Consider the following 19,940-nt stretch of genomic DNA (forward strand, 5'->3'; position numbering starts at 1 on the left):
AGCGGTCAGCGGTCAGCGGTCGGCGTCTGCGTCGCCCGTCGTCCGTCGGAGCCCGGGCAGCGCGGCCGGGGCGGGCTCGAGCGGCGGCCGCTCGGCCACAGCCACGTCTGCCGCACGCACCAGGTGCGCGCCGACCCGGTAGCCGGGGCGCAGCACCTGGGCACAGGTTGCGCCGGTGGTCCGGGGGCTGCCGGCGCAGGTACGGGAGGCGGCAGTGTAGGTGAGGGCCTCGTGCATGCGGGGGTCGAAGGGTTCGCCCGCTTCGCCGATGCTGCGAAGTCCCAGTGCGGCCAGTCGGGCCTCCAGGATCCGGGTGACGTGGTGGAAGCCGCCGGCGACGTCGCCCAGGGCCCGGGCCCGGTCGATGGTGTCCAGAACGGGCAGCAGCCCGGCCAGGACATTGGCGACCGCCGCCTCGCGGATCGCGAGGCGGTCCCGCCGCACACGCTTGCGGTAGTTGTCGTACTCCGCCTTGACCCGTTTCAGGTCGGCGGTGCGCTCGGCCAGCTCCGCCTCCAGCTGCCGGATGCGGTCCTCGGGAGTTACGGGACCGTGGGCGGGACGCCCGCCCCCGGTGGCCGGGCGGGCCGTGGCGGTCGCGTCCGCCGTCGGTGCGCCCTCCTGCCGCTCGGGTCGGTGGGGCGGAAGCGCGGCCGGGCCGGTGTCCGAGTGGGCGCGGACGACAACGGGAGACCGGGAATCCGGATGCGGGGGCTGGACCGACTGCTTCATCGTGTCCCTCCTTCTGCGGTGTCGTCGTCCACGATTTCCGCGTCGACGACGTCGTCCCCGCCGCCCGTCCCCGCCTGGTCCGCGGCGCCGGGGGGCTGATCCGTCCCGGCCTGCGAGTAGAGGGCGGTGCCGATCTTCTGAACGGCGGTGGTCGCCCGTTCCACCGCGGAGCGGAGGGCAGTGGTGTCGTCGCCCTTCGCCTTCTCCTTGACGTCGGCGAGCGCGGTCTCGACTTCGGCCTTGACGTCCGCGGGCAGCTTGCCGGCGTTCTCGGCCAGGAGCTTCTCGGTGGTGTAGATGAGCTGTTCGGCGCTGTTGCGGGTGTCGGCGGCCTCCTTGCGGCGGCGGTCCTCCTCCGCGTGTGCTTCGGCATCGCGCATCATCTGCTCGATGTCGTCCTTGGGCAACGCGGAGCCGCCGGTGACGGTCATCTTCTGCTCCTTGCCGGTGCCGAGGTCCTTGGCGGCGACGTGCATGATCCCGTTGGCGTCGATGTCGAACGTGACCTCGATCTGCGGCAGGCCCCGCGGCGCAGGTGGCAGACCCGCCAGGTCGAACACGCCGAGCTTCTTGTTGTACGCCGCGATCTCGCGCTCGCCCTGGAAGACCTGGATCTGCACCGACGGCTGGTTGTCCTCGGCCGTTGTGAAGATCTCGGACCGCTTGGTCGGGATCGTCGTGTTGCGCTCGATGAGCTTCGTCATGATGCCGCCCTTGGTCTCGATACCGAGGGACAGCGGGGTGACGTCGAGGAGCAGAACGTCCTTGACCTCGCCCTTGAGGACACCGGCCTGGAGCGAGGCGCCGATGGCGACGACCTCGTCCGGGTTCACACCCTTGTGCGGGTCCTTGCCGGTCAGTTCCTTCACCAGGCCCGTGACGGCCGGCATGCGGGTCGAGCCACCGACCAGAATGACGTGGTCGATGCCGGAGACCTGGATCCCGGCGTCCTTCACCGCCTGGTGGAACGGGTCCCTGCAGCGCTCCAGGAGGTCTGCGGTGAGCTGCTGGAACTCGGCTCGGGTGAGCTTCTCGTCGAGGTGCAGCGGACCTTCGGCCGAGGCACTGATGTAGGGGAGGTTGATGGTCGTCTCGGTCGTCGCGGACAGTTCGATCTTCGCCTTCTCGGCAGCCTCACGCAGCCTCTGAACGGCCATCTTGTCCTTGGCGAGGTCGACCCCGTAGTTGTTCTTGAACTGTTTCACCAGCTGGTCGACGACGCGCTGGTCCCAGTCGTCACCGCCCAGGTGGGTGTCGCCATTGGTGGACTTCACCTCCACGACGCCCTCCCCGACGTCCAGGAGGGATACATCGAACGTGCCGCCGCCGAGGTCGAAGACGAGGATCGTCTGGTCGTTCTCCTTGTCCAGCCCGTATGCCAGGGCGGCCGCGGTGGGTTCGTTCACGATCCGCAGCACCTTCAGACCGGCGATCTCACCGGCCTCCTTCGTGGCGGTGCGCTGCGCGTCGTCGAAGTACGCGGGCACGGTGACCACCGCGTCGCTCACGTCCTCGCCCAGATACGCCTCCGCGTCCCGCTTCAGCTTCTGCAGCACCCGTGCGGAGATCTCCTGCGCGGTGTAGCGCTTCCCGTCCACGCTGCCGGACTCCGGGAACCGCCAGTCCGCCTCACCCATGTGCCGCTTCACCGACCGGGCGGTGCGCTCCACATTGGTCACCGCCTGCCGCTTGGCGACCTCGCCGACCAGCACGTTGCCATCCTTGGCGAAGGCCACGACGGACGGCGTGGTCCGGGCGCCCTCCGCGTTCGGGATCACCGTCGGTTCGCCGCCCTCCAGAACGCTGACGACCGAGTTCGTCGTACCGAGGTCGATACCGATCGAGCGAGCCATGATCCCGCTCCTTCCCGCACGCCCCACGTCGGGCGCCGGGCTGCCGCGCAGCGCCCCTCAGATTCCGGGATACGTCGCCTCACACACGCTGTCAACGCGTCCCCGTGCTGCGGCTCCCCGGAAGCGGCGACGCGGATCCCGGCCCCGCCCGACAACACGGGATCCACCGCGGGCACAGCGGTGCTGAAGTGCGGCGGAGCACTGCCGGGTACAGGGTGAGGTCAGGAGCCCGATCAGCCGGTCGTGAGGTCGGCCGGGCGGCCGGGCCGTCAACGCGCCCAAGACCGTTCATCGGAAGGAGCACCGGATGCCTGCCCTCGAACAGATCGTGCCGGTGACCGGTGCACCCTGCTGGGTGATCCTGATCGCACAGGATCTGCAAGCCGCACAGTCCTTCTACGGGGCAGTGATGGACTGGACGTTCCGTGGCACCACCCTGGGCAGCAACTTCTCGGTGGCCCTGTCGCACGGAGAACCCGTCGCCGGGATCGGAGCCTGCTCATCAAGCGGACTTCCCACCCTCTGGACACCGTATTTCGCCGTCGGCAACGTCGACGAGACGGCGGGCCGCGTCCGGGAGCGCGGTGCCACGCTCGCCGTCGGGCCCGTGAAACTCGGCAAAGGACGTGCTGCGCTCGCTGCCGACCGTGACGGGGCGACCTTCGGTTTCTGGGAGGGTCCGGCCCTGGCCTGGTCGGTGGGGCAAGGCAGTGCTCCCGCACGGCTGGACCTGCAGACGCGCGACGCCTTCGAGGCGGCCATCTTCTACGCAGAGGTGTTCGACTGGGCCAAGCCGCCCGGCGACTGCACGGTCGACTACGCGGACGACCACGTACTCGTCCAGGTCGCGGGACACACGGTCGCCACCCTGTGGGGTGGAGGCGTCGAAACCGCCCCGGACCCGAAGATCCGTCCCCGATGGATCGTCGACTTCCGCGTCGATGACAGCAAACGCGCCGCGGCCGCCGCCGTCGCCGCCGGAGGGGACGCCTCACCCGCCCCACCGCTGGGCCGTTCCTCGAAGGATGCTTTCATCATCCGTGACCCTGACGGCGGCCTGTTCACCGTCTCCGACGCCTGACGGGAGCGCCCGGCACTCGCACGCGCCCGTACCGGCCCGCGTGGACCGGCAGCCCCTGCGGTGCAGGGGCTGCCGGGGACTACGCGTGCCGGATCAGGGGCGGACCGGTGCCCTTGATCTGGGTCCAGTTCGAGGAATGGGGTCCGGACGACAAGTGGGAGCCGGTCACCTTGGCCGGCCAGGATTCGCCGGAGTCGAAGATCAGGGTGACGTCGCCGCCGAGCAGCAGCGCTTCGCCGCCGCGGGCCGTCAGCTGCGCTGTCCAGGGCGGCCTGTCGGCGGCCCCGTCGATGCCGTCGGATTTCTCACCGATGGACACTTCGGCCCACACCCGGAGCTCCGAGCCGTCGGCACGCTGCACCGTGGCCAGCCCCTCATACGGGTTCATGTCCCCAGTCTCGGTCGGCATCCGGACCGCCGCCTCCCGGGACCGGCCCTGCCGCCCAGCCCGCCGTCCCGGCGGTCAGGACCTGCGCCGCCCTGTGCCCGGGTGGTGACCGGGAACGCAATTCAGCAGGCGACCAGTGCGGCCGCGTCCGCGGTGAAGACGGCCCGCCCGGCGGCGATCCGCCGGGCCCGGACGGGACCGGGGCGCACCAGCCGGTCCAGGGAGCGGAGCAACGCGTTCTCGTCGCCAACCTGCTCGGTGAGGCCTGCCGCGGCCATCTCGTGGACACCCTCGGCGCCGTGGCCCGCGATCGGCCGGTACCCGATGACCGGTACGCCCGCGGCGAGCGCCTGTACGGCCGTCTGTCCTGCGGCGTTGTCCACGAGGGCGCTCGAGGCCGCCATGAGGTCGGGCAGGTCCTCGACCCAGCCCAGCGCCAGAACGCCGGGGAGCGTCGCGGCGCGGGCCCGCAGACGTTCGTCCCTGCCGCACAGCAGCACCGGAAGGTGCCCGGTGGCGGTGAGCAGGCGCGCAGTGGTGATCAGCCCGTGTCCCACGCCCCAGGCACCGGCCGAGATGAGCACGGCCGGGCGGCCCCGGCCGTGCCGCGCGAACTCCCGCGCCCAACGGGACGGCTTCCCGACCGTGTACTCGTGGCCCACTGCCGCGAAGGCCGGGGGCACGACCGGGCCGCACACCTGCGCCGGGCGTCCGGTCGCAGCGCGGACGCGTGTCGCGGCGGCCTCGGTCAGGCACAGGTACTGGTCATTGCCGGGATGGAGCCACTGCCGGTGCACGGCGAAGTCGGTGACCACGACCGTGCTGGGCGGGCAGTCACCGTACCGGGCCCGCAGCCGGCCGGTGACCTGGGCGGCCTGGTGAAAGGTGGAGACGAGCGCGTCCGGCCGACGGCGTTCGACGACCCTGCGCAAGCGCGGCTGCAGGGCTGCGGCCAGCGGCCCGGTGTCCGGCGCCCAGCCGTTCCTTTCGCCCGGTTCTGCGCCGTCGCGGAAGAATGCCGCGTAGACCGCTCCGTAGACCCACGGGCAGCGGTGGAGCGCCGTGCGGTACGCGGCGCGCAGCCCGCGCCCCACGCCGGGGGGCAGCATGTCGAGGAGGTCCACACGTGCGATCAGGTGTCCGCCGGACCGCAGCCGCCGGGCCAGTTCGGTGGCGACTGCATCGTGTCCGGCGCCCATGCTGGCGCTGACGATCAGAATCCGGCGTCCCATTCCTTGGATGTTCCTCGCATGGCAGCCGGTGTGCCATATGCGGACGGGAGGCGGACCGTTAGCCCAGTGCGGTCGGTGCGTTTGCCGATGCGTCGGTTGCATGAAGGAATACCCGGTACGGGCCGGTCAAGGCGGTGCCCGCAGCGGAGCACCAGGAAGCCGGCGGTCCCGGAGGACGGAAAGGCCTATGCGCAAGAGCCCCCCACCCCGCGGCACCCCCGCAGCCAGGGCCGACGCGACGCTGTCGGCCGCGGGCCGCCCGCCTGCCCGCAGTCCGCGGCCGGTCGTCCTGATCACCGGGGCCTCCTCCGGTATCGGCGCCGAAGTCGCGTCACGGCTCGCCGCCCGCGGCCGGTGGGAGCTGCTGCTCAACGGGCGGAACGAGGATCGGCTCGACGGTGTCGCCGCCCGCACCACCGGTACGGCGCTGCCGATGGACCTGGCCGCCGAGGACGGCTGCCGCAGGCTCGCGGAGGCGGCGCTGGCGCACAGTGGCCGGGTCGACGCGCTCGTCGCCGGAGCGGGGCTCGGCTGGGCAGGCTCGTACACCGCCATGCCGGCCGCCGCGGTGGACCGCCTGGTGAGTGTCAACGTCTGCGCCGTGCTCCACCTCGTCCGTCTGGTGCTGCCGCAGATGGTGTCGCGCGGGTCGGGCAGGCTGGTGCTGATCGGCTCTGTGGCGGGCCGGTTCGGCGTGCGCGGTGAGGCGGTGTATGCGGCGACGAAGGGGGCGCTGATCGCGTTCGCGGAGAGCCTTCGCTACGAGCTCCGGGGCACCGGCGTCCAGGTCTGCCTGGTCCTGCCGGGTCCTGTCGACACACCGTTCTTCACCCGCCGCGGCACCCCGTACTCGCGGACCTGGCCACGGCCGGTCCCCGCCGGGCTGGTCGCCGCAGCGGTCGAGGAGGCATTGGCCGGAGGCCGGGACGAGATCACCGTGCCACGGTGGCTTGGCGTGCCCGGCCGCATCCAGGGCGTGGCCCCGCACCTCTTCCGCAGGCTGGCCATGCGCTTTGGCTGAGCGGGCACCCGGCGACGGACACGCGCGCAGGGGTGGTGGCACGTGATCATCGTCTCCGTCGTACTGGCGCTGTTGGCCTCGCTCGGGAACGCGGCCGCCTCCGTGCTTCAGCGCCGTGCTGCGGCGACCGACCCTGCCGGCCCTCCGGGCAGCCCTCTCCTCGGGCGGCTGCGGTTCATCCGCCGGCGTTCCTGGCGCTGGGGTGCGGGGCTGCTGGTCGTCTCCGGGGCGGCGCAGGCCCTTGCCCTGGCGACCGGGCCGCTGTCGGTGGTGCAGCCGGTGATGACGACGGAGCTCCTGTTCACGCTGGTGCTGGCCGCGGTCGTCTTCCGGCGGCCGCCGGGGGCGCGGACCTGGTGGGCGTTCCTCGGGATGGCACTCGGCCTGGCCGCTTTCCTCCTGCTGGCCAGTCCGGCCGGCGGTGTGGAGACCGTGCCGCCAAGGAGGTGGCTGGCCGGCGCCGTGCCCGCCGCCGCCGTGTCGATCGTGCTGGCCGTGGTGGGCATGAGACTGCAGGGCTCGGCCCGGGCGGCGGTGCTGGGGTCGGTGACCGCCATCGGCTTCGCCTTCACCGCAGCGCTGATCAAGGACACGCTCGGCTTGGTGTCCGGTGGAGCCGGGGCGCTGTTCGCGACGTGGCAGATCTACACGGCCGCGGCCGTCGGCCTGGGCTCCTTCCTCATGCTGCAGGCCACTTTGCGGGCCGGCTCGCTGGCGGCGTCACAGCCCGCGCTCACTCTCGGCGACTCCTTGCTGAGCGTCGTTCTGGGCGTCGCGCTGTTCGGGGAGCGGATCGATCTGGGCTGGCGCATGCTGCCGGAAGTCGCGTCGCTGGGGCTCATCGCATTCGCCAGTGTGCAATTGAGCAGATCACCTCTGGTATCCGGGAAGGAGGAGCAGCGATGGTGAGACGCTTCGGGACGGGGTGGACGACGGTGTCGCCCGGCGCGGCAGCGGCCGCGGTGGGGCTGGCCGCGGGTGTGGCTGCCGCGTGCCACATCGGACCCGCCGCCACCTGGCTGCCACCTGTACGGAGGATCCTCGACCCCGCTCTGGACGGCCGCGGCCATCGAGCCCACGTGGCACTGACCTTCGACGACGGGCCTGACCCGGCCAGCACCCCGCATTTCCTGCACGTCCTGGAGGAGCACCGGGTACGGGCCACCTTCTTCGTCGTCGGCAGCTCGTTGGAACGTCATCCCGCCCTCGGCCGAGCGCTCGTGGCGGGTGGTCACGAGGTCGCGGTGCACGGCTGGCATCACGTGCGCCCCTGGTTCCCCACGCCGCTGCGCGACGTACGCGAGGTGACGCGAACCGCCGCCGCGGTGCAGGACATCTGCGGGACCGCCCCGCAGTGGTACCGGCCGCCGTACGGCATTCTCACCGGCGGCCGCCTGGCCGCCGCCCGCCGCGCCGGCCTGCGTCCGGTGCTCTGGTCGGCATGGGGCCGGGACTGGACGGCACACGCCGATGCCCGTTCCGTACGGGCATCCGTCCTGGCCGATCTGACCGGTGGCGGCACCGTGCTGCTGCACGACGCGGACGGGTGGAGCGCGCCGGGCGCCTGGCGCGCCACGCTCGCTGCACTGCCCGGACTGCTGGCCGAGTGCCGCCGGCTCGGCCTGACCGTCGGACCGCTGGCGGAGCACGGCATCGGCCACGTCCACATCGGCACACACCGTCGCCGGGCACGGCTGCCACGCTGACGCCGTCCGACGCCGACCCGCCTACCTCGAACAGCGGTATGAGGAGTCGCCGTTCTGCACTCGACGGCAGGCACCGGTGCGCACCACCTGATCAGGGCAGTACGGAGGGCTGCCGATGGACGGGGCGCGCCCGGCCACGAGACGGCCGCGCCGGCAGTGTCTGCGATACCTGCCGAGGGGCGCCGGACTCCGATGCCCGCCCGGATCCGCATCTTTCCGACCGGAACGAGGCGCTTACCGGGCGAGGGGAGTCGCCCCACCGGTGCCCCGCCTGCCGGGGCACCGGTGGGACAGTCGCGCAGGGATCAGACGGCCGGGGCCGGGTAGGTCGGGTACTCCACCCCGGAGACATGCTGGACGACCCGGATGACCTGGCAGGAGTAGCCGAACTCGTTGTCGTACCAGAGGTAGAGGATCGCGTTGTCGCCCTCGACCTTGGTGGCGCCGGCGTCGACGATCGAGGAGTGCCGAGAGCCGATGAAGTCGTTCGAGACGGCGTCGGGGGCGCTGGTGAAGTCGATCTGACGCTTGAGCGGCGAGGTCAGGGACACCTCGCGGAGGTGGTCGAGGACTTCCTCGCGGTTGGTCTCGCGGGCGAGCTGCAGATTGAGGATCGCGATCGACACGTCCGGCACCGGGACGCGGATCGAGCTGCCGGTGATCCTCGCCTTGAGGTCGGGCAGCGCCTTGGCGACGGCGGAGGCGGCGCCGGTCTCGGTGATGACCATGTTGAGCGGCGCGGAGCGGCCGCGACGGTCGGACTTGTGGTAATTGTCCAGCAGGTTCTGGTCGTTGGTGAACGAGTGGACGGTCTCCACGTGGCCGCGCAGCACGCCGTACTCGTCCGCCATCGCCTTCAGCGGCGGGACGATCGCGTTGGTGGTGCAGGACGCGCAGGAGATGATCTGCTCGTCCGGCTTGATCATGTCGTGGTTGACGCCGTGGACGATGTTGGGGACGTCGCCCTTGCCCGGCGCGGTCAGGACGACCTTTTCGATGCCGGGGCGGAGGTGGCTCGACAGCCCCTCGCGGTCGCGCCACTTGCCGGTGTTGTCGATGAGGATGGCGTCCTTGATGCCGTACGCCGTGTAGTCCACCTGCGACGGGTCGTCGGCGTAGATGAACGTGATCTCGTTGCCGTTGGCGATGATCTTGTTGTTCGCCTCGTCGACGGTGATCGTGCCCTGGAACTGGCCGTGGATCGAGTCACGGCGCAGCAGCGAGGCACGCTTGACGATGTCCTCGGCGCCGCCCCTGCGGACGACGACGGCGCGCAGCCGCAGGCCGTTGCCGGAGCCGGACTTCTCGATGAGCAGGCGGGCCAGCAGGCGGCCGATGCGGCCGAAGCCGTAGAGGACGACGTCGCGCCCCTCGCGACGCTCGATCTTGTTGGCGCCCGTGGCGCCGGCGACGGCTCCGGCGGTGAACTCCTCCACCGTCAGGCCGCGGTCGTCGGCCTTGTACGTCGCGGCGAGCATGCCGATGTCGATCTGGGAGGGACCGAGATCGAGCGTGGTCAGAGCCTGCAGGAACGGCAGCGTCTCGGTGACCGAGAGTTCCTCACCGGCGATCTGCCGGGCGAATCGGTGGGTCTTGAGAATGCTGACCACCGACTTGTTCACCAAGGAGCGGCTGTGGAGCAGGATCGTGACGTCCCGCTCCCGGTGCAGCTTCCCGATGATCGGGATCATCGACTCCGCGATCTCCTCGCGGTTCTTCCAGTTGGTGAACGAGTCCTCGTTGACAGTCACAAGTTTATCTTTCGAGCTAGGGGGCGCTCATATGCTAACCCCCTGCCACTTTGATCATTCAAACGGACCCGTCCGGCCGGGATGCGGTGATCGGCCCCTGGTCGTATCGAGGGCGGAATGGGTCATATTGCGAGGTCTGAATCTTTTGTTTTGCTGCATTCATGCCGATTTGATCTCTGTGTGAACTCGTCGGACTCCGTCGACGTGATCTGCGTCGCCCGGCTCGGCGGACCTCTGCCGGGCGGCGTTCCCGCGAAAGCGGGGCGGCGGACGGTCGAGTTCACGGCCGGACTCTGGCAAGAACTCCTCGATCACGGCCTCGCAGAGATGGGCAAGGACGATCTGCTCTTCCACGACGGCTGCGGCGGCCGGCTCCCCTACTCGACGTTCTACGACCGGTGGATGGCGGGCGTCGCCGAGGCCAAGAAGCGGGGAGTGCTGCCGCAGTGGAAGTTCCCCACAATCCATGATCTGAGCCACTCGCACGTTGCAGCGCTGCTGTCGGACAGGCACAGCCTGACCTACGTACAGCGGCGCCTGGGGCACGAATCGATCACAACCACCTCAGACACGTACGGGCACCTGCTGGAGACGGCGCACACGGCCGCTCTCGTGACGATCGATCGGGTCATGGGGTTCACGCCGCCCGCTCGGGCTGCGTTGGAGGAGAACAACCGCGGGCACGACGGGGGCGCGCGGTGTACGTCGCCCACATCGGTTCGCAGCGGATCGCCTTCCGGGAGTCGGGCGATGCCGAGGGGACAGCGGAGCGCTGGGTGCGCGAGCGCGGCGGCTCGGTGCACGTCGAGAAGACGACGAGCGACGGGTGGCTCGGCGCTGTAGGCGATGGGGCCAGCGCGGACGCCGCGTTGAAGTCCGTGCGTACCCAGATGCCGCGTCGTGCCTGGGTATGGGAGGTGGGGCCGGTCCTGTACGCCCCGAACGGCTCGGAGGTCGTCACGAATCCGAATGGGGTGGAACTGCGCGGCTCATGGCGGTAGGACTTCGAAGACCTCTATACCGAGGAACTTTCGCAGCCGGTCGTTGAGAGGGGTTCGGTGTGGCGTCAGCGTTGGAACCACACCGAGCCCCGCGTTTCAGATCAGGAGCCGTCGATCAGTTTCTGCACCTCGGGCGGGAGCTCTGAGCCGGAGTGAACGGCGAAGAACCTGGCTGTCTTCGGTGTGTCCCCGATGGCGATGGCGACCTTGGGAGAGATGCCGTCCACTTCGTAGGCAGTCCCCGTCGTAACCGGCTCCTCGCTCTTGCCCAGGCCGCCGGTGTCTTCGCAGGGTGGTGCGGTGACGACGCCGAGCTTCTTCCCGAGTGTGAACTTCACGTTCCCCACGCCTTGATACGTAATGTCCTGGTAGGTGTACTGAGCGACGCAGGAGGCTCCACCGCCACCGCTGTCGGCCGTGCACGCGGCTACTGACGTCACCATGGCCGCCGCCACTAGCAAGTCGGCGGATCGCCTGGTCCAGCTCATGTGTGTCCCCCTCAGTAGATGCGGCAAAGAAGAGGAGTGCTCCTCTTTGCCGAGTGACCTCGCCATCGCTCAGCACGGGAATGAAACCGTGCCCATGGCGAGGCCTTCGTGTTCCGCAGTTCGATGTCCGCAACTCGGATCAGGTTCCCTTGCCGCGCGTTTTTTCAGCCCGAGATGTGATCTTGCAGCGTGCTGACCGCTGCCCCGGGGCGCTGCTCGTACTGCGGATCCCTCGCGGTTGAAGGCGCCCCTATCTGCCAGGAGACCCGCAAGCCGCTGCCATGGGCGCACATCGGGCGCAGGATCGGCAGCCTCGATCACGTCGTGGCCTGGATCGACGGGGGCCCGAATACAAACGACAACCTGCGCTGGTCCTGCCACTGGTGCAACACCTGGCCTAGCGAGCGGATCCCCGGCGCGAAGGACCAGGGGGCGATCCAACCGGGCGGCGCCTGACCGTGCAACATGATGCCTCCGGCCAAAGTGAAGTTGGTCGGGAGCATCGCCGCGTCAGGGTAACGGGCGCCGTCTGTCACTGCGCTACATGCCGAGCCTCTCGCGGGCCTGCTCTGGCACGCACGGCGGCACGTCCTTGAACCTCGATATCCGTCACCCGCGTCAGCTCGGCGGGCTGCCATTATGCTCAGATGGCCCACGACATAGTGTTCTTCCTCGCCGCCGACGACGAGACCGCTGCTGCGACGCGCCTGCGGGGACCTGGTGAGGCCTTTGAGTCAGTGACCTGCCGTTTCATTGAGTCGGACAGTGCCATCGCCGAATGAGACATGTACTTCGAGGAGCCTTCGGCCGAGGCTCCGCCGGTTGAGCAGCTCCTTGGGTGGGCGTGGCCGGAGTGGGTCACTGCCCCCTTGAACGACGGCGTTGAGGTGTTCGCTCTGCCGCAGCGGTTGACCCGGGCGCTGGCCAACGCGAGCTCCGCCGAGCTGGAAGAGCTTGCAGGCCGCTGGACCACGCGGGTCCGGTCTGAGGACGGGGACGACATGACCGACGATGATCTACTGGCGGTCCTGCAGGGAGTTGCCCGGCTTGCGGCGTCTGCGGTGGACACGGGTGGCGGCCTCTACAGCTGGAGCTCCTGACCATTCTCCTGCGAGGGACGCTCGTTTTTGAGGCCACTGCATGCCAAGAGCTCGGTCCCGGTGGAGTCGAAGTACAGGGTGAAGAACCAAGATCGGTCTGCTGCGACGATGTTGCCGGTACGCAATTGCTCGTCGCGGTGCCGAGCGCGGAGGATCTCAACGGTCTCGTCGAGGCCGAGGGTCGTCAGGCCGATCTTCAACGACCGCTTCAGCCTTGTCGCGGCGATGCCGACGACCATCCACTGTGGCGGCTGTCCGTCGTAGAGCACTACCTCGCCGCCGGCGGCGATGGCGTCGCGTGCTGCCTTGCAGGCACTGGTTTGTTCTTTGAGCATCACGGTGATGTCGGGCGGACTTGGGCTCTCGTCCTCGGTGGGCATGTGGCGACTGTAGAGACCGAATGCAGGCGTTGCTACAGGATTCGGCGTGACCTGCGCAGGGCTCAGGGACAGAGGCGGTCGTGACAGGTAGAACTGCGGACCGGCAACATGGTGGTCAATCGGTCAACACCAAACCCTGGCTGCAAGATCCCCTCAATGCCCTGCGCTTGCAGCGCCCGGTACCAACGCTCTGCTGTCTCGTAGTCGTCAGTGGCTGGCGCGGCCTGAATCGGCCGGCCGACGTCGGCAAGCAGGTCCAGCAGCAAGGTGCGGCGCTCAACGTAGGGGCGGCTCCGGCAGTCCCCGATCGCTGGGTCGGGGTGATGTAGGACGTCCCAGCAGGAAGCGCGCGAGTTCGCGGATTCCTGTTGGCCTCAACCGCTGAACATGCACGCTGGTCGCCGTTTGAGCCGGGGACCGCGACCGGTTCGTCGACACCCGCGGTGTTTTCAGCTTTGCTGGGCTCGGTGGCGTACTGTGCCGGCGGCTGTCCACGGTGCGACGAGTGCGGCGGTCAGGGACATGGCGGCCAGGCGGGATGGTCGGTCTCGGCGGCGCGGAGTCCCGCCTGCCGCTGCTGATCAGCCTTTTCGGGTTCGCCGCGCTCTCTGCCGTCATCCTGAACAAACGGCTGAGCCCGCCCCATCGACGCGGACGCCGTGCCTGGCCACTGCGTGGCCGCCCGGCCTGCGGCTGCTGACCTGCGGTGCTGGCGTTGCTGAAGCCGTTCGAAGGCGAGCCGGTCGTTCTCCCACACGACATGACACCGTCCAGTGCCGTCGCGTCCGGCAGTTGGCTGCTCCCGGACTCGATCTCCGGGAACGAAGCCGCCAGGCTCGTGCCCCGCCGTGAGTGCAGCACTACCCGGCCCACGTCGACGGAGACCAGGGCCGGCCCCCCGTCCCACTTCGGCTCACCACCCCGGCAGCAGCGCAGGGTCGGACACAGGGGAGGCGAGCATCGGTTCCGGCAGTGCCCACGTCACAGCCCATGCCTTCCACCCAGCCCGCCCGTCGGCAAACCGAGTGCGCGTACGCACCCGACTACCGGTCCGACCACGGCAGGTCAGCGCACTACAACACTTCGCCGGGGGCTGTGTGCTGAGCTCCTGGCGCACGTCCAGGCAGCGCAGCCGGATACCGGGCTGCCCGGATCCCGTGTCGTACGGTCTGATGTCGGCCGCCCACCGTCCGCAACGGATCTCAGAGAACCCGGCGGTGCCGCCGGCACGGCCGAAAGATCTGAACCAATAGCGGGAATCAGGCCGCGACGAGCTCCTGCTCGCGGTCCGGCGTCTTGACCTTGGGCTTCTTGTTCGGCAGCGAGAGCCGGAAGACCTTGCGCCACGCGGAGAACACCTGCTTGGGCAGCGGACCGGTGACGTACTCCAGCTCGTACTTCTCGAACAGCGCGCGCACCTTCACCGCGACCTCGGCGTACCGGTTGCTCGGCAGGTCCGGGAACAGGTGGTGCTCGATCTGGTGCGACAGGTTGCCGGTCATGAAGTGCAAGGCCCTGCTGCCGCTGATGTTCGCCGAGCCCATCATCTGGCGCAGGTACCACTGGCCGCGCGTCTCGCCCTTGATCGACCGGCGCTCGAAGACCTGCACGCCCTCGGGGAAGTGTCCGCACATGATCACCGAGTGGGACCAGATGTTGCGGACCAGGTTCGCGGTGAACGTGGCGGCGAGCGTGGTGAGGAACGACGGGCCCGACAGCAGCGGGTGGATCACGTAGTCCTTGAGCACCTGCTTGCGGATCTTGCGGCCCACGGCCTTGGCCCGCGCGCGGAACTCCGGGTTCTTGCGGCGGCGCTTGTGCAGGTTCTTGCCGAGCTCCAGGTCGTACGCTGCGATGCCGTACTCGAAGAAGCAGGCGTTGATGAAGTTCCACAGCGGCTGGCCGAGGTGGAACGGGTGCCACTTCTGGTCCTCGTCGACGCGCATGATGCCGTAGCCGAGGTCGTTGTCCTTGCCGATCACGTTGGTGTACGTGTGGTGCAGCTCGTTGTGCGAGTGCTTCCACTGCTCGGACGGCGAGACGTGATCCCACTCCCACGTGGTGGAGTGAATCTTCGGGTCTCGCATCCAGTCCCACTGGCCGTGCAGGACGTTGTGGCCGATCTCCATGTTGTCCATGATCTTCGCCACGGACAGACCGGCGGTGCCCAGCAGCCACGCGGGCGGGAAGATCGAGAACAGCAGCACGCCCCTGCTGACCAGCTCGAGCTTGCGCTGCGCCGAGATGACCTTGCGGATGTAGGCGGCGTCTTTCTCGCCGCGGCTGGCGATCACCTCGTCGCGGATCGCGTCCAGCTCGCGGCCGAGCTCCTCGATCTGCTCCGCGGTCAGGTGGGCGGTGGGGTCGATGGCGGTCAAGGTGCTCCTACCGTTCGATGTCGCAGGGGCCCGCCGCGGCGGACACGCAGGTCTGGATGAGGACGCCCGGCTCGGCCTCGGTGATCTCGCCGGTGCGCAGGTCGCGGACGGCGCCCGCCTTGAGCGGCGTGACGCAGCCGAAGCAGATGCCCATGCGGCACCCGGAGGGCATGAGCACGCCGGCCTCCTCGCCGATGTCCAGCAACGGCGTGGCGCCGTTCGCGTCGACGGTCTTGCCGGTGGCGCTGAACGTGACCTCGCCACCGTCGCCGGCGACGGCGATGCTGGGGCGGAAGCGTTCGGTGTGCAGGCGCTCTTGTACGCCGTGCTCGGTCCAGTGCTCTTCGGCGGCGTCGAGCAGGCCCGCGGGCCCGCAGGCCCAGGTCTCGCGCTCGGCCCAGTCGGGCACGAGTTCGTCGAGACGGGCGATGTCGAGCATGCCGTCTGTGTCGGTGTGCACCTCGCTGAGCCGCAGCTTCTTGTCTGCGACCAGGTCGTGCAGTTCGTTGCGGAAGATCACGTCTTGCGGCTGTGGCGCGCAGTGGACCATGACGACGTCGTCGAACTCGATGTCGCGCAGCATGCCCATCACGGGCGTGATGCCGCTGCCGGCCGTCAGGTAGAGCACCTTGGCGGGCTTGGCCTGCGGCAGCACGAAGTCACCGGTCGGCTGGTCGAGCTGGATCAGCGTGCCCGGTTTTGCCCTGCGGACCAGGTGGTTGCTGACCTTGCCGTCCGGGATCGCCTTCACGGTGATCGTGACGCGGCCGTCCTGGCGGTTTGTCGGCGAGGTGAGGGAGTAGGCACGCCACAGGCGCACCCCGTCGACGTCGACCCCGATCCGCACGTACTGACCGGCTGTGTGGCCGCGCCAGCCCCGTCCCGGCCTGATCACGATAGTCGCGGCGTCACCCGTCTCGGGGTGCACGGCCTCGATGCGCCCACGCAGGTCAGCGCCCGCACGCAGCGGGCTGACCAGGTCGAGGTAGTCCGACGGCAGCAGCGGCGTCGTGACCATCTCCAGCAGTTTCCACGCCCTGCTGCGGAGGGCTGTACTCGTCATGACTACAGCTTGCTGCGCCTCACGGCGTAAAGTCCTGACCGCAGGACGTAAATCTGGTCGGCTGAATTGTTCGCAGGGAACAAAAACGTGAGCCATGCAATCCGGAGGGCCAGCGAACTGGCCCTGGATGAGAGGACGGTCACCGCACTTCGGGCCGCGCTGAAGACCACCGCCGACGAGGTCGTCCAGGCGATCATCGACAAGGTCCCTCCCTACGCCAACGCCCTTTCGGGCCGCATGGGCGCCACCATCCGCCGAGCCGTCCGCACCGCCCTGGGGCACTACCTGGACCTCGCGAGCGGGAACGCCACAGGCGGCGACGCCGGTGACGCAGCCTACGAGCTGGGCCGCGGCGAGGTGCGCGACGGCCGTTCGATGGACGCCCTGCTCAGCGCCTACCGCGTCGGCGCCCGCGTGGCCTGGCGATGCCTGGCAGCGGGTGCCGTACCCGCAGGTCTGCCCGCCGCCGAGGTCGCCAAGTTCGCCGAGCTGACCTTCGCCTACATCGACGAGCTCTCCGCCGCGAGCGCCGCGGGCCACGCCGACGAACTGGCCGCCCGGGGCCGGGCCCACGAGCGCCACCTGGAACACTTGGCCCGCGACCTCCTCGCCGGCGCGAGCCCGGACGTGCTGCTGGCCTCTGCTCAGCGGGCCGGGTGGCAGCCTCCGGTTTCACTGACCGCGGTCCTGCTGCCCGCCGCCCAGGCCCGGCCTGCCTACCGCGCGCTCGACCCGAGCACCCTCGTCCTCGACGATCTGCCGGACGCCACCGGTGCGCTGCTCGTCCCCGATGCCGACCGATCACATCTCTTGCGGCAGCTGACCGACCGCACCGCCGTGGTCGGCCCGGCCCGGCCATGGACTTGTGCGTCCGCCTCGTACGCACGAGCCGTACGCGCGCGCTCCCTCTCCTCTGATATTCGCGACACCGAGGACCACCTGCCCGAGCTGGTGCTGAGCGCTGACGCGGACGCGTTCGCAGAGCTGCGTGCCCGAGCCCTCGCACCGTTGCGGACCTTGCCTGTCGCGACCGCACGGCGGCTGGAGGAGACGTTGCGGGCGTGGCTGCTGCACCAGGGCAGGCGGGACGAGGTGGCGGCGGCGTTGTTCGTCCATCCCCAGACAGTCCGGTACCGGATGTCGCAGCTGCGGGAGCTGTTTCCGGATCTCGCATCGCCACAGCGGGTCCTTGAACTGACGCTGGCGGTTGGTCTTCGGGTCAGCTGACGCGTACTTCGACCATCCACGCCCGCGTCCGCGAGCAGTCCAGGAATCGTGCCTCGTTCTCGGTGCCATCAGCTGGCTCATGCGGCCCGGGGAAGAGCGGTATTAGCCAGCTGAGACCGGGGGTTGATGTGAAGACCGGACAAGGCCTCGAGAAGCCCGTCGGGGGCGCTGTCTCTGAGAAGCGCGGTGACGGATACGGCTCGACTGGATCCGGTGGACGATGCGCACCGGCCCGCTCGTCGACGCGCTCATCGAGCATCTGGTCGATGATCTGGGCCGCTACGCCCTGGAAAATGGCTTTCATGTCGTCGTGGAGGGCGCTGTCCTGGCACGAGCTAACCCACGGGCGCGCGGCGGGCTGCAGCTGGGTGACAGGCGGGGCGGCCAGGCCGGGTCACCAGGGGCGGGGGGCCGGGCCGCTCGTGTCGGGGACCACCGTGGTTCTGCGACGGCCCCGTGCCTCCCTTCCGACAGGTCAAGCGGACGACCGATTGGGCCGGCTTGGCACACCGCGCGAGGGATAATGGGGATGGAATGACGGAACGTGAGGTCAGGAGCTTCCATGACGAAGCGGGTTCACCGACCCCGTGAGGACGCGGAGTTCGATTTCATCCTCGGGATGAGCGGAGTTCCGGTCCTCGCATACTTCACCGGGACATGGCCCAAGGCAATCGAGCCCTGCCGGGTGATGGACCTCGTCGTGGGTGGCATCGCCGACGACTACACGGGCCGCCTGACGGCCGTCCGCGCCGACATTACGCGTTGTCCGGCCGCAACCGAGCGATACGGGATCACCGGAGCCCCGTCCTACGTCCTGCTGAAGGAGGGAGAGGCGGTGGCGCACGGCACGGGGCCTATGGCCATCGCCGAGGTACGGAAGTTCCTGGACGGCCACCTCTGAGCGGCCGCTGCGGCACGTGGCCGCGACGCCCGTCACGTCTCGTCTATGGGAGCTGCGCCGCCTGAGACACCTTGGGGCTGAGACACCCCCGCCGGTCACGTCACACCGTCCAGGACGGTGCCCGGGCGCAGCTCCATGCCAGCCATGGCAAGGTCCATCCACTGCGGGGTGACGACCCGCCCAGACCGGGCATACAAGATCACCGTGTCGTCGGTGCGGCGCAGCACCGTCCGGTGCCAGTCGAACTTCGGCTCGAACCACCAACCCAGCCCGTCAGGCAGGGTCGGGACAGCCAGCGCCAGCGCCACCTTGATCGGAAACGCCACACGTCCAGCCTGTGACAGCTCTCCGCTCACAGCGCGCCCAGTTCGGTGTCGGGCCGACAGTGGATGCGGGCTCGGATCCCTTCATCGAGGGCGGCTACACCCTGCTCGCGGGTGATCGGTCGCTGCCGCTTTCCGGCTGCGTAGCACCCGCCGACGTGCACCTCGATGGGGCGCCGGCCGACGGCGATGCCGAACTCCATGATCCAGTCCGGGGTCGGCGGCCGTCGCTCCTCGCCCTGCCGCTTCTCCCGTTCCCGCTGCTCGGCTGTCGCGATGGCTTCGTTGATGCGCACCACCCACATGGCGTGCCAGGTCCGCAGGGTGCGGAGGCGAAGCAGGTCGATCAGGAAATCGAATATGAGTTCGAGTCTATGTCGAGCGCTTGAGTACCATCGGGCGGCGCATGTTTCCGAGGTCGAGGAGGAGCTGCATGAACGGCACTGATTGAATGCGATGTTTCTGAGTCCAGCTCCTCCAGTAGCTGCCGTTCCTCGTTCGTGGGGCCCGGGTTCGATTCACGGAGCCATGCGGAAGCCAGGATCTGTCGCCGCCGGTGGATGTCCGCCGGGCGTCGGCCCCGTGCACGGCTGTGAGGCTCGGTGCACATCGGCCAGGGTTCGTCCACCGGCCACAGCAGCGGGCAGCCCACGGAACTGGCCGCCACATCAGGTCGGCCCGGGCGCGGATGGAGCCGGGTGGTAGTGCCCCGATGGGTAGCCAGCTCCGGGAAAAGCGCCTCGACATCGAGCGGGCGGGGCGGTGTGGTCCTCGACATGCACGTGACCCTAGACAGTCGCTGGCCGCCATGATTCGGCGCCCCCGAAGGCGCCCACCTCTACCAGCGCTGTCGGAACCCGTGAGCATTTCGATTCCCACGTAGGTGTTGGCTGCCTCCCACACTGGTGCACAACTGCTGTCCGGTCTCGCGAACAGAGCCAGCCGCACCACGACCGGTGTGACCACCACCGACCGATCCGGCTAGAGCTACGGATCAGCGGTTCCCCCGTGCCACGACCGCGCCAGATCGAGCGGGGACTCACGGGGAACTGCGGCTGCTGGCGGTGGCCGAGGCCAGTAGCCGCCGACGTCGGCATCTCACAGGTCAGGACCCAACTCGCCCCACCACGCTCCTAAAGCGGGTGTCGGTTGACATCAGCGGCCGACACCAACAGATGCGGACAGCCTCGATCTCGCCGCGGCCACGCTGCCCAGCCCCCGCACCGCAGAAGCCGAGTCCAAAGACCGCACCAGCAGCGCCTTGAACCGGGCCCCAAGTTGATCGCCGAGGGAGACCGGCAGAGCGCCTGCCCCA

Annotated in this window: 21 protein-coding genes and 1 pseudogene; 11 read left to right on the top strand and 11 right to left on the bottom strand. The window is 69.3% G+C overall.

What is annotated here, in order from left to right:
* Positions 1–12 precede the first annotated feature (12 nt).
* Together grpE and dnaK are read right to left on the bottom strand one after the other, a co-directional pair.
* Positions 13–732: a nucleotide exchange factor GrpE gene (gene grpE, locus OG878_RS35595; RefSeq protein WP_328890583.1), complete on the bottom strand. Its 720-nt coding sequence runs from the start codon at positions 730–732 to the stop codon at positions 13–15.
* Positions 729–2,585: a molecular chaperone DnaK gene (dnaK, locus tag OG878_RS35600; RefSeq protein WP_328890584.1), complete on the bottom strand. Its 1,857-nt coding sequence runs from the start codon at positions 2,583–2,585 to the stop codon at positions 729–731. Before dnaK ends, grpE begins: the two co-directional genes overlap by 4 nt.
* Positions 2,586–2,892: 307 nt before the next feature.
* Between dnaK and OG878_RS35605 the strand changes: the two genes are divergently transcribed.
* Positions 2,893–3,666, top strand: a complete 774-nt coding sequence (locus OG878_RS35605) for a VOC family protein (protein WP_328890585.1) — start codon at positions 2,893–2,895, stop codon at positions 3,664–3,666.
* 79 nt (positions 3,667–3,745) lie between these two features.
* Here OG878_RS35605 and OG878_RS35610 read toward each other — a convergent pair whose 3' ends face one another.
* Together OG878_RS35610 and OG878_RS35615 are read right to left on the bottom strand one after the other, a co-directional pair.
* The gene (locus OG878_RS35610) at positions 3,746–4,054 is read right to left on the bottom strand and encodes a hypothetical protein (RefSeq protein ID WP_328890586.1); all 309 of its coding nucleotides are present in this window, start codon (positions 4,052–4,054) and stop codon (positions 3,746–3,748) included.
* A 122-nt stretch (positions 4,055–4,176) separates the two neighbouring features.
* On the bottom strand, positions 4,177–5,286 hold the full coding sequence (locus OG878_RS35615; RefSeq protein WP_328890587.1) for an MGDG synthase family glycosyltransferase: 1,110 nt from the start codon (positions 5,284–5,286) through the stop codon (positions 4,177–4,179).
* A 187-nt stretch (positions 5,287–5,473) separates the two neighbouring features.
* Between OG878_RS35615 and OG878_RS35620 the strand changes: the two genes are divergently transcribed.
* Genes OG878_RS35620 through OG878_RS35630 form a run of 3 tightly spaced genes read left to right on the top strand, consistent with a single transcriptional unit; the run spans position 5,474 to position 8,013 of the window.
* Entirely contained in the window at positions 5,474–6,307 is an 834-nt protein-coding gene (locus OG878_RS35620) for an SDR family NAD(P)-dependent oxidoreductase (RefSeq protein WP_328890588.1), read from the top strand.
* Between the two features lie 42 nt (positions 6,308–6,349).
* Positions 6,350–7,216, top strand: a complete 867-nt coding sequence (locus OG878_RS35625; RefSeq protein ID WP_328890589.1) for a DMT family transporter — start codon at positions 6,350–6,352, stop codon at positions 7,214–7,216.
* Positions 7,210–8,013 (top strand): polysaccharide deacetylase family protein, encoded by an 804-nt coding sequence (locus OG878_RS35630; protein WP_328890590.1) that lies wholly within the window; start codon positions 7,210–7,212, stop codon positions 8,011–8,013. The genes OG878_RS35625 and OG878_RS35630 overlap by 7 nt, the downstream gene beginning before the upstream one ends.
* 305 nt (positions 8,014–8,318) lie before the next feature.
* Here the strand turns inward: OG878_RS35630 and OG878_RS35635 are convergent, their stop codons facing one another.
* Positions 8,319–9,764, bottom strand: coding sequence for a glyceraldehyde-3-phosphate dehydrogenase (locus tag OG878_RS35635; protein WP_328890591.1), 1,446 nt, complete (start codon positions 9,762–9,764; stop codon positions 8,319–8,321).
* A 117-nt stretch (positions 9,765–9,881) separates the two neighbouring features.
* Between OG878_RS35635 and OG878_RS35640 the strand changes: the two are divergent.
* Together OG878_RS35640 and OG878_RS35645 are read left to right on the top strand one after the other, a co-directional pair.
* Positions 9,882–10,340, top strand: a pseudogene (locus OG878_RS35640) (tyrosine-type recombinase/integrase); the annotation flags it as partial.
* Positions 10,341–10,462: 122 nt separating this feature from the next.
* A complete protein-coding gene (locus OG878_RS35645) occupies positions 10,463–10,765 on the top strand; it encodes a hypothetical protein (protein ID WP_328891543.1) in 303 nt (100 codons plus the stop codon).
* Positions 10,766–10,866: 101 nt separating this feature from the next.
* Here the strand turns inward: OG878_RS35645 and OG878_RS35650 are convergent, their stop codons facing one another.
* Positions 10,867–11,253, bottom strand: a complete 387-nt coding sequence (locus OG878_RS35650) for a DUF6281 family protein (RefSeq protein ID WP_328890592.1) — start codon at positions 11,251–11,253, stop codon at positions 10,867–10,869.
* 324 nt (positions 11,254–11,577) lie between these two features.
* Here OG878_RS35650 and OG878_RS42400 point away from each other — a divergent pair, with 324 nt between their 5' ends.
* The 3 genes from OG878_RS42400 (at position 11,578) to OG878_RS35660 (ending at position 12,353) form a co-directional block, all read left to right on the top strand.
* A complete protein-coding gene (locus OG878_RS42400) occupies positions 11,578–11,709 on the top strand; it encodes a hypothetical protein (RefSeq protein ID WP_443049285.1) in 132 nt (43 codons plus the stop codon).
* Positions 11,710–11,900: 191 nt separating this feature from the next.
* The gene (locus OG878_RS35655; protein ID WP_328890593.1) at positions 11,901–12,035 is read left to right on the top strand and encodes a hypothetical protein; all 135 of its coding nucleotides are present in this window, start codon (positions 11,901–11,903) and stop codon (positions 12,033–12,035) included.
* 3 nt (positions 12,036–12,038) lie between these two features.
* Positions 12,039–12,353: a hypothetical protein gene (locus OG878_RS35660; RefSeq protein WP_328890594.1), complete on the top strand. Its 315-nt coding sequence runs from the start codon at positions 12,039–12,041 to the stop codon at positions 12,351–12,353.
* Here the strand turns inward: OG878_RS35660 and OG878_RS35665 are convergent.
* From OG878_RS35665 to OG878_RS35675, 3 genes are all read right to left on the bottom strand, one after another.
* A complete protein-coding gene (locus tag OG878_RS35665; protein WP_328890595.1) occupies positions 12,335–12,733 on the bottom strand; it encodes a hypothetical protein in 399 nt (132 codons plus the stop codon). The genes OG878_RS35660 and OG878_RS35665 overlap by 19 nt on opposite strands.
* Positions 12,734–13,992: 1,259 nt before the next feature.
* A complete protein-coding gene (locus tag OG878_RS35670) occupies positions 13,993–15,111 on the bottom strand; it encodes a fatty acid desaturase family protein (protein ID WP_328890596.1) in 1,119 nt (372 codons plus the stop codon).
* 7 nt (positions 15,112–15,118) lie between these two features.
* On the bottom strand, positions 15,119–16,174 hold the full coding sequence (locus tag OG878_RS35675) for a ferredoxin reductase (protein ID WP_328890597.1): 1,056 nt from the start codon (positions 16,172–16,174) through the stop codon (positions 15,119–15,121).
* Positions 16,175–16,261: 87 nt separating this feature from the next.
* Here OG878_RS35675 and OG878_RS35680 point away from each other — a divergent pair, with 87 nt between their 5' ends.
* The gene (locus tag OG878_RS35680) at positions 16,262–17,401 is read left to right on the top strand and encodes a PucR family transcriptional regulator (protein WP_328890598.1); all 1,140 of its coding nucleotides are present in this window, start codon (positions 16,262–16,264) and stop codon (positions 17,399–17,401) included.
* Positions 17,402–17,963: 562 nt separating this feature from the next.
* On the top strand, positions 17,964–18,302 hold the full coding sequence (locus tag OG878_RS35685) for a thioredoxin family protein (RefSeq protein WP_328890599.1): 339 nt from the start codon (positions 17,964–17,966) through the stop codon (positions 18,300–18,302).
* Between the two features lie 95 nt (positions 18,303–18,397).
* Here OG878_RS35685 and OG878_RS35690 read toward each other — a convergent pair whose 3' ends face one another.
* Positions 18,398–18,628, bottom strand: coding sequence for a hypothetical protein (locus OG878_RS35690; RefSeq protein WP_328890600.1), 231 nt, complete (start codon positions 18,626–18,628; stop codon positions 18,398–18,400).
* A 26-nt stretch (positions 18,629–18,654) separates the two neighbouring features.
* Positions 18,655–18,930: a DUF6233 domain-containing protein gene (locus OG878_RS35695; protein WP_328890601.1), complete on the bottom strand. Its 276-nt coding sequence runs from the start codon at positions 18,928–18,930 to the stop codon at positions 18,655–18,657.
* Positions 18,931–19,940: the final 1,010 nt, after the last annotated feature.

Source organism: Streptomyces sp. NBC_00316 (genome assembly GCF_036158715.1).
Taxonomy (GTDB): Bacteria; Actinomycetota; Actinomycetes; order Streptomycetales; family Streptomycetaceae; genus Streptomyces.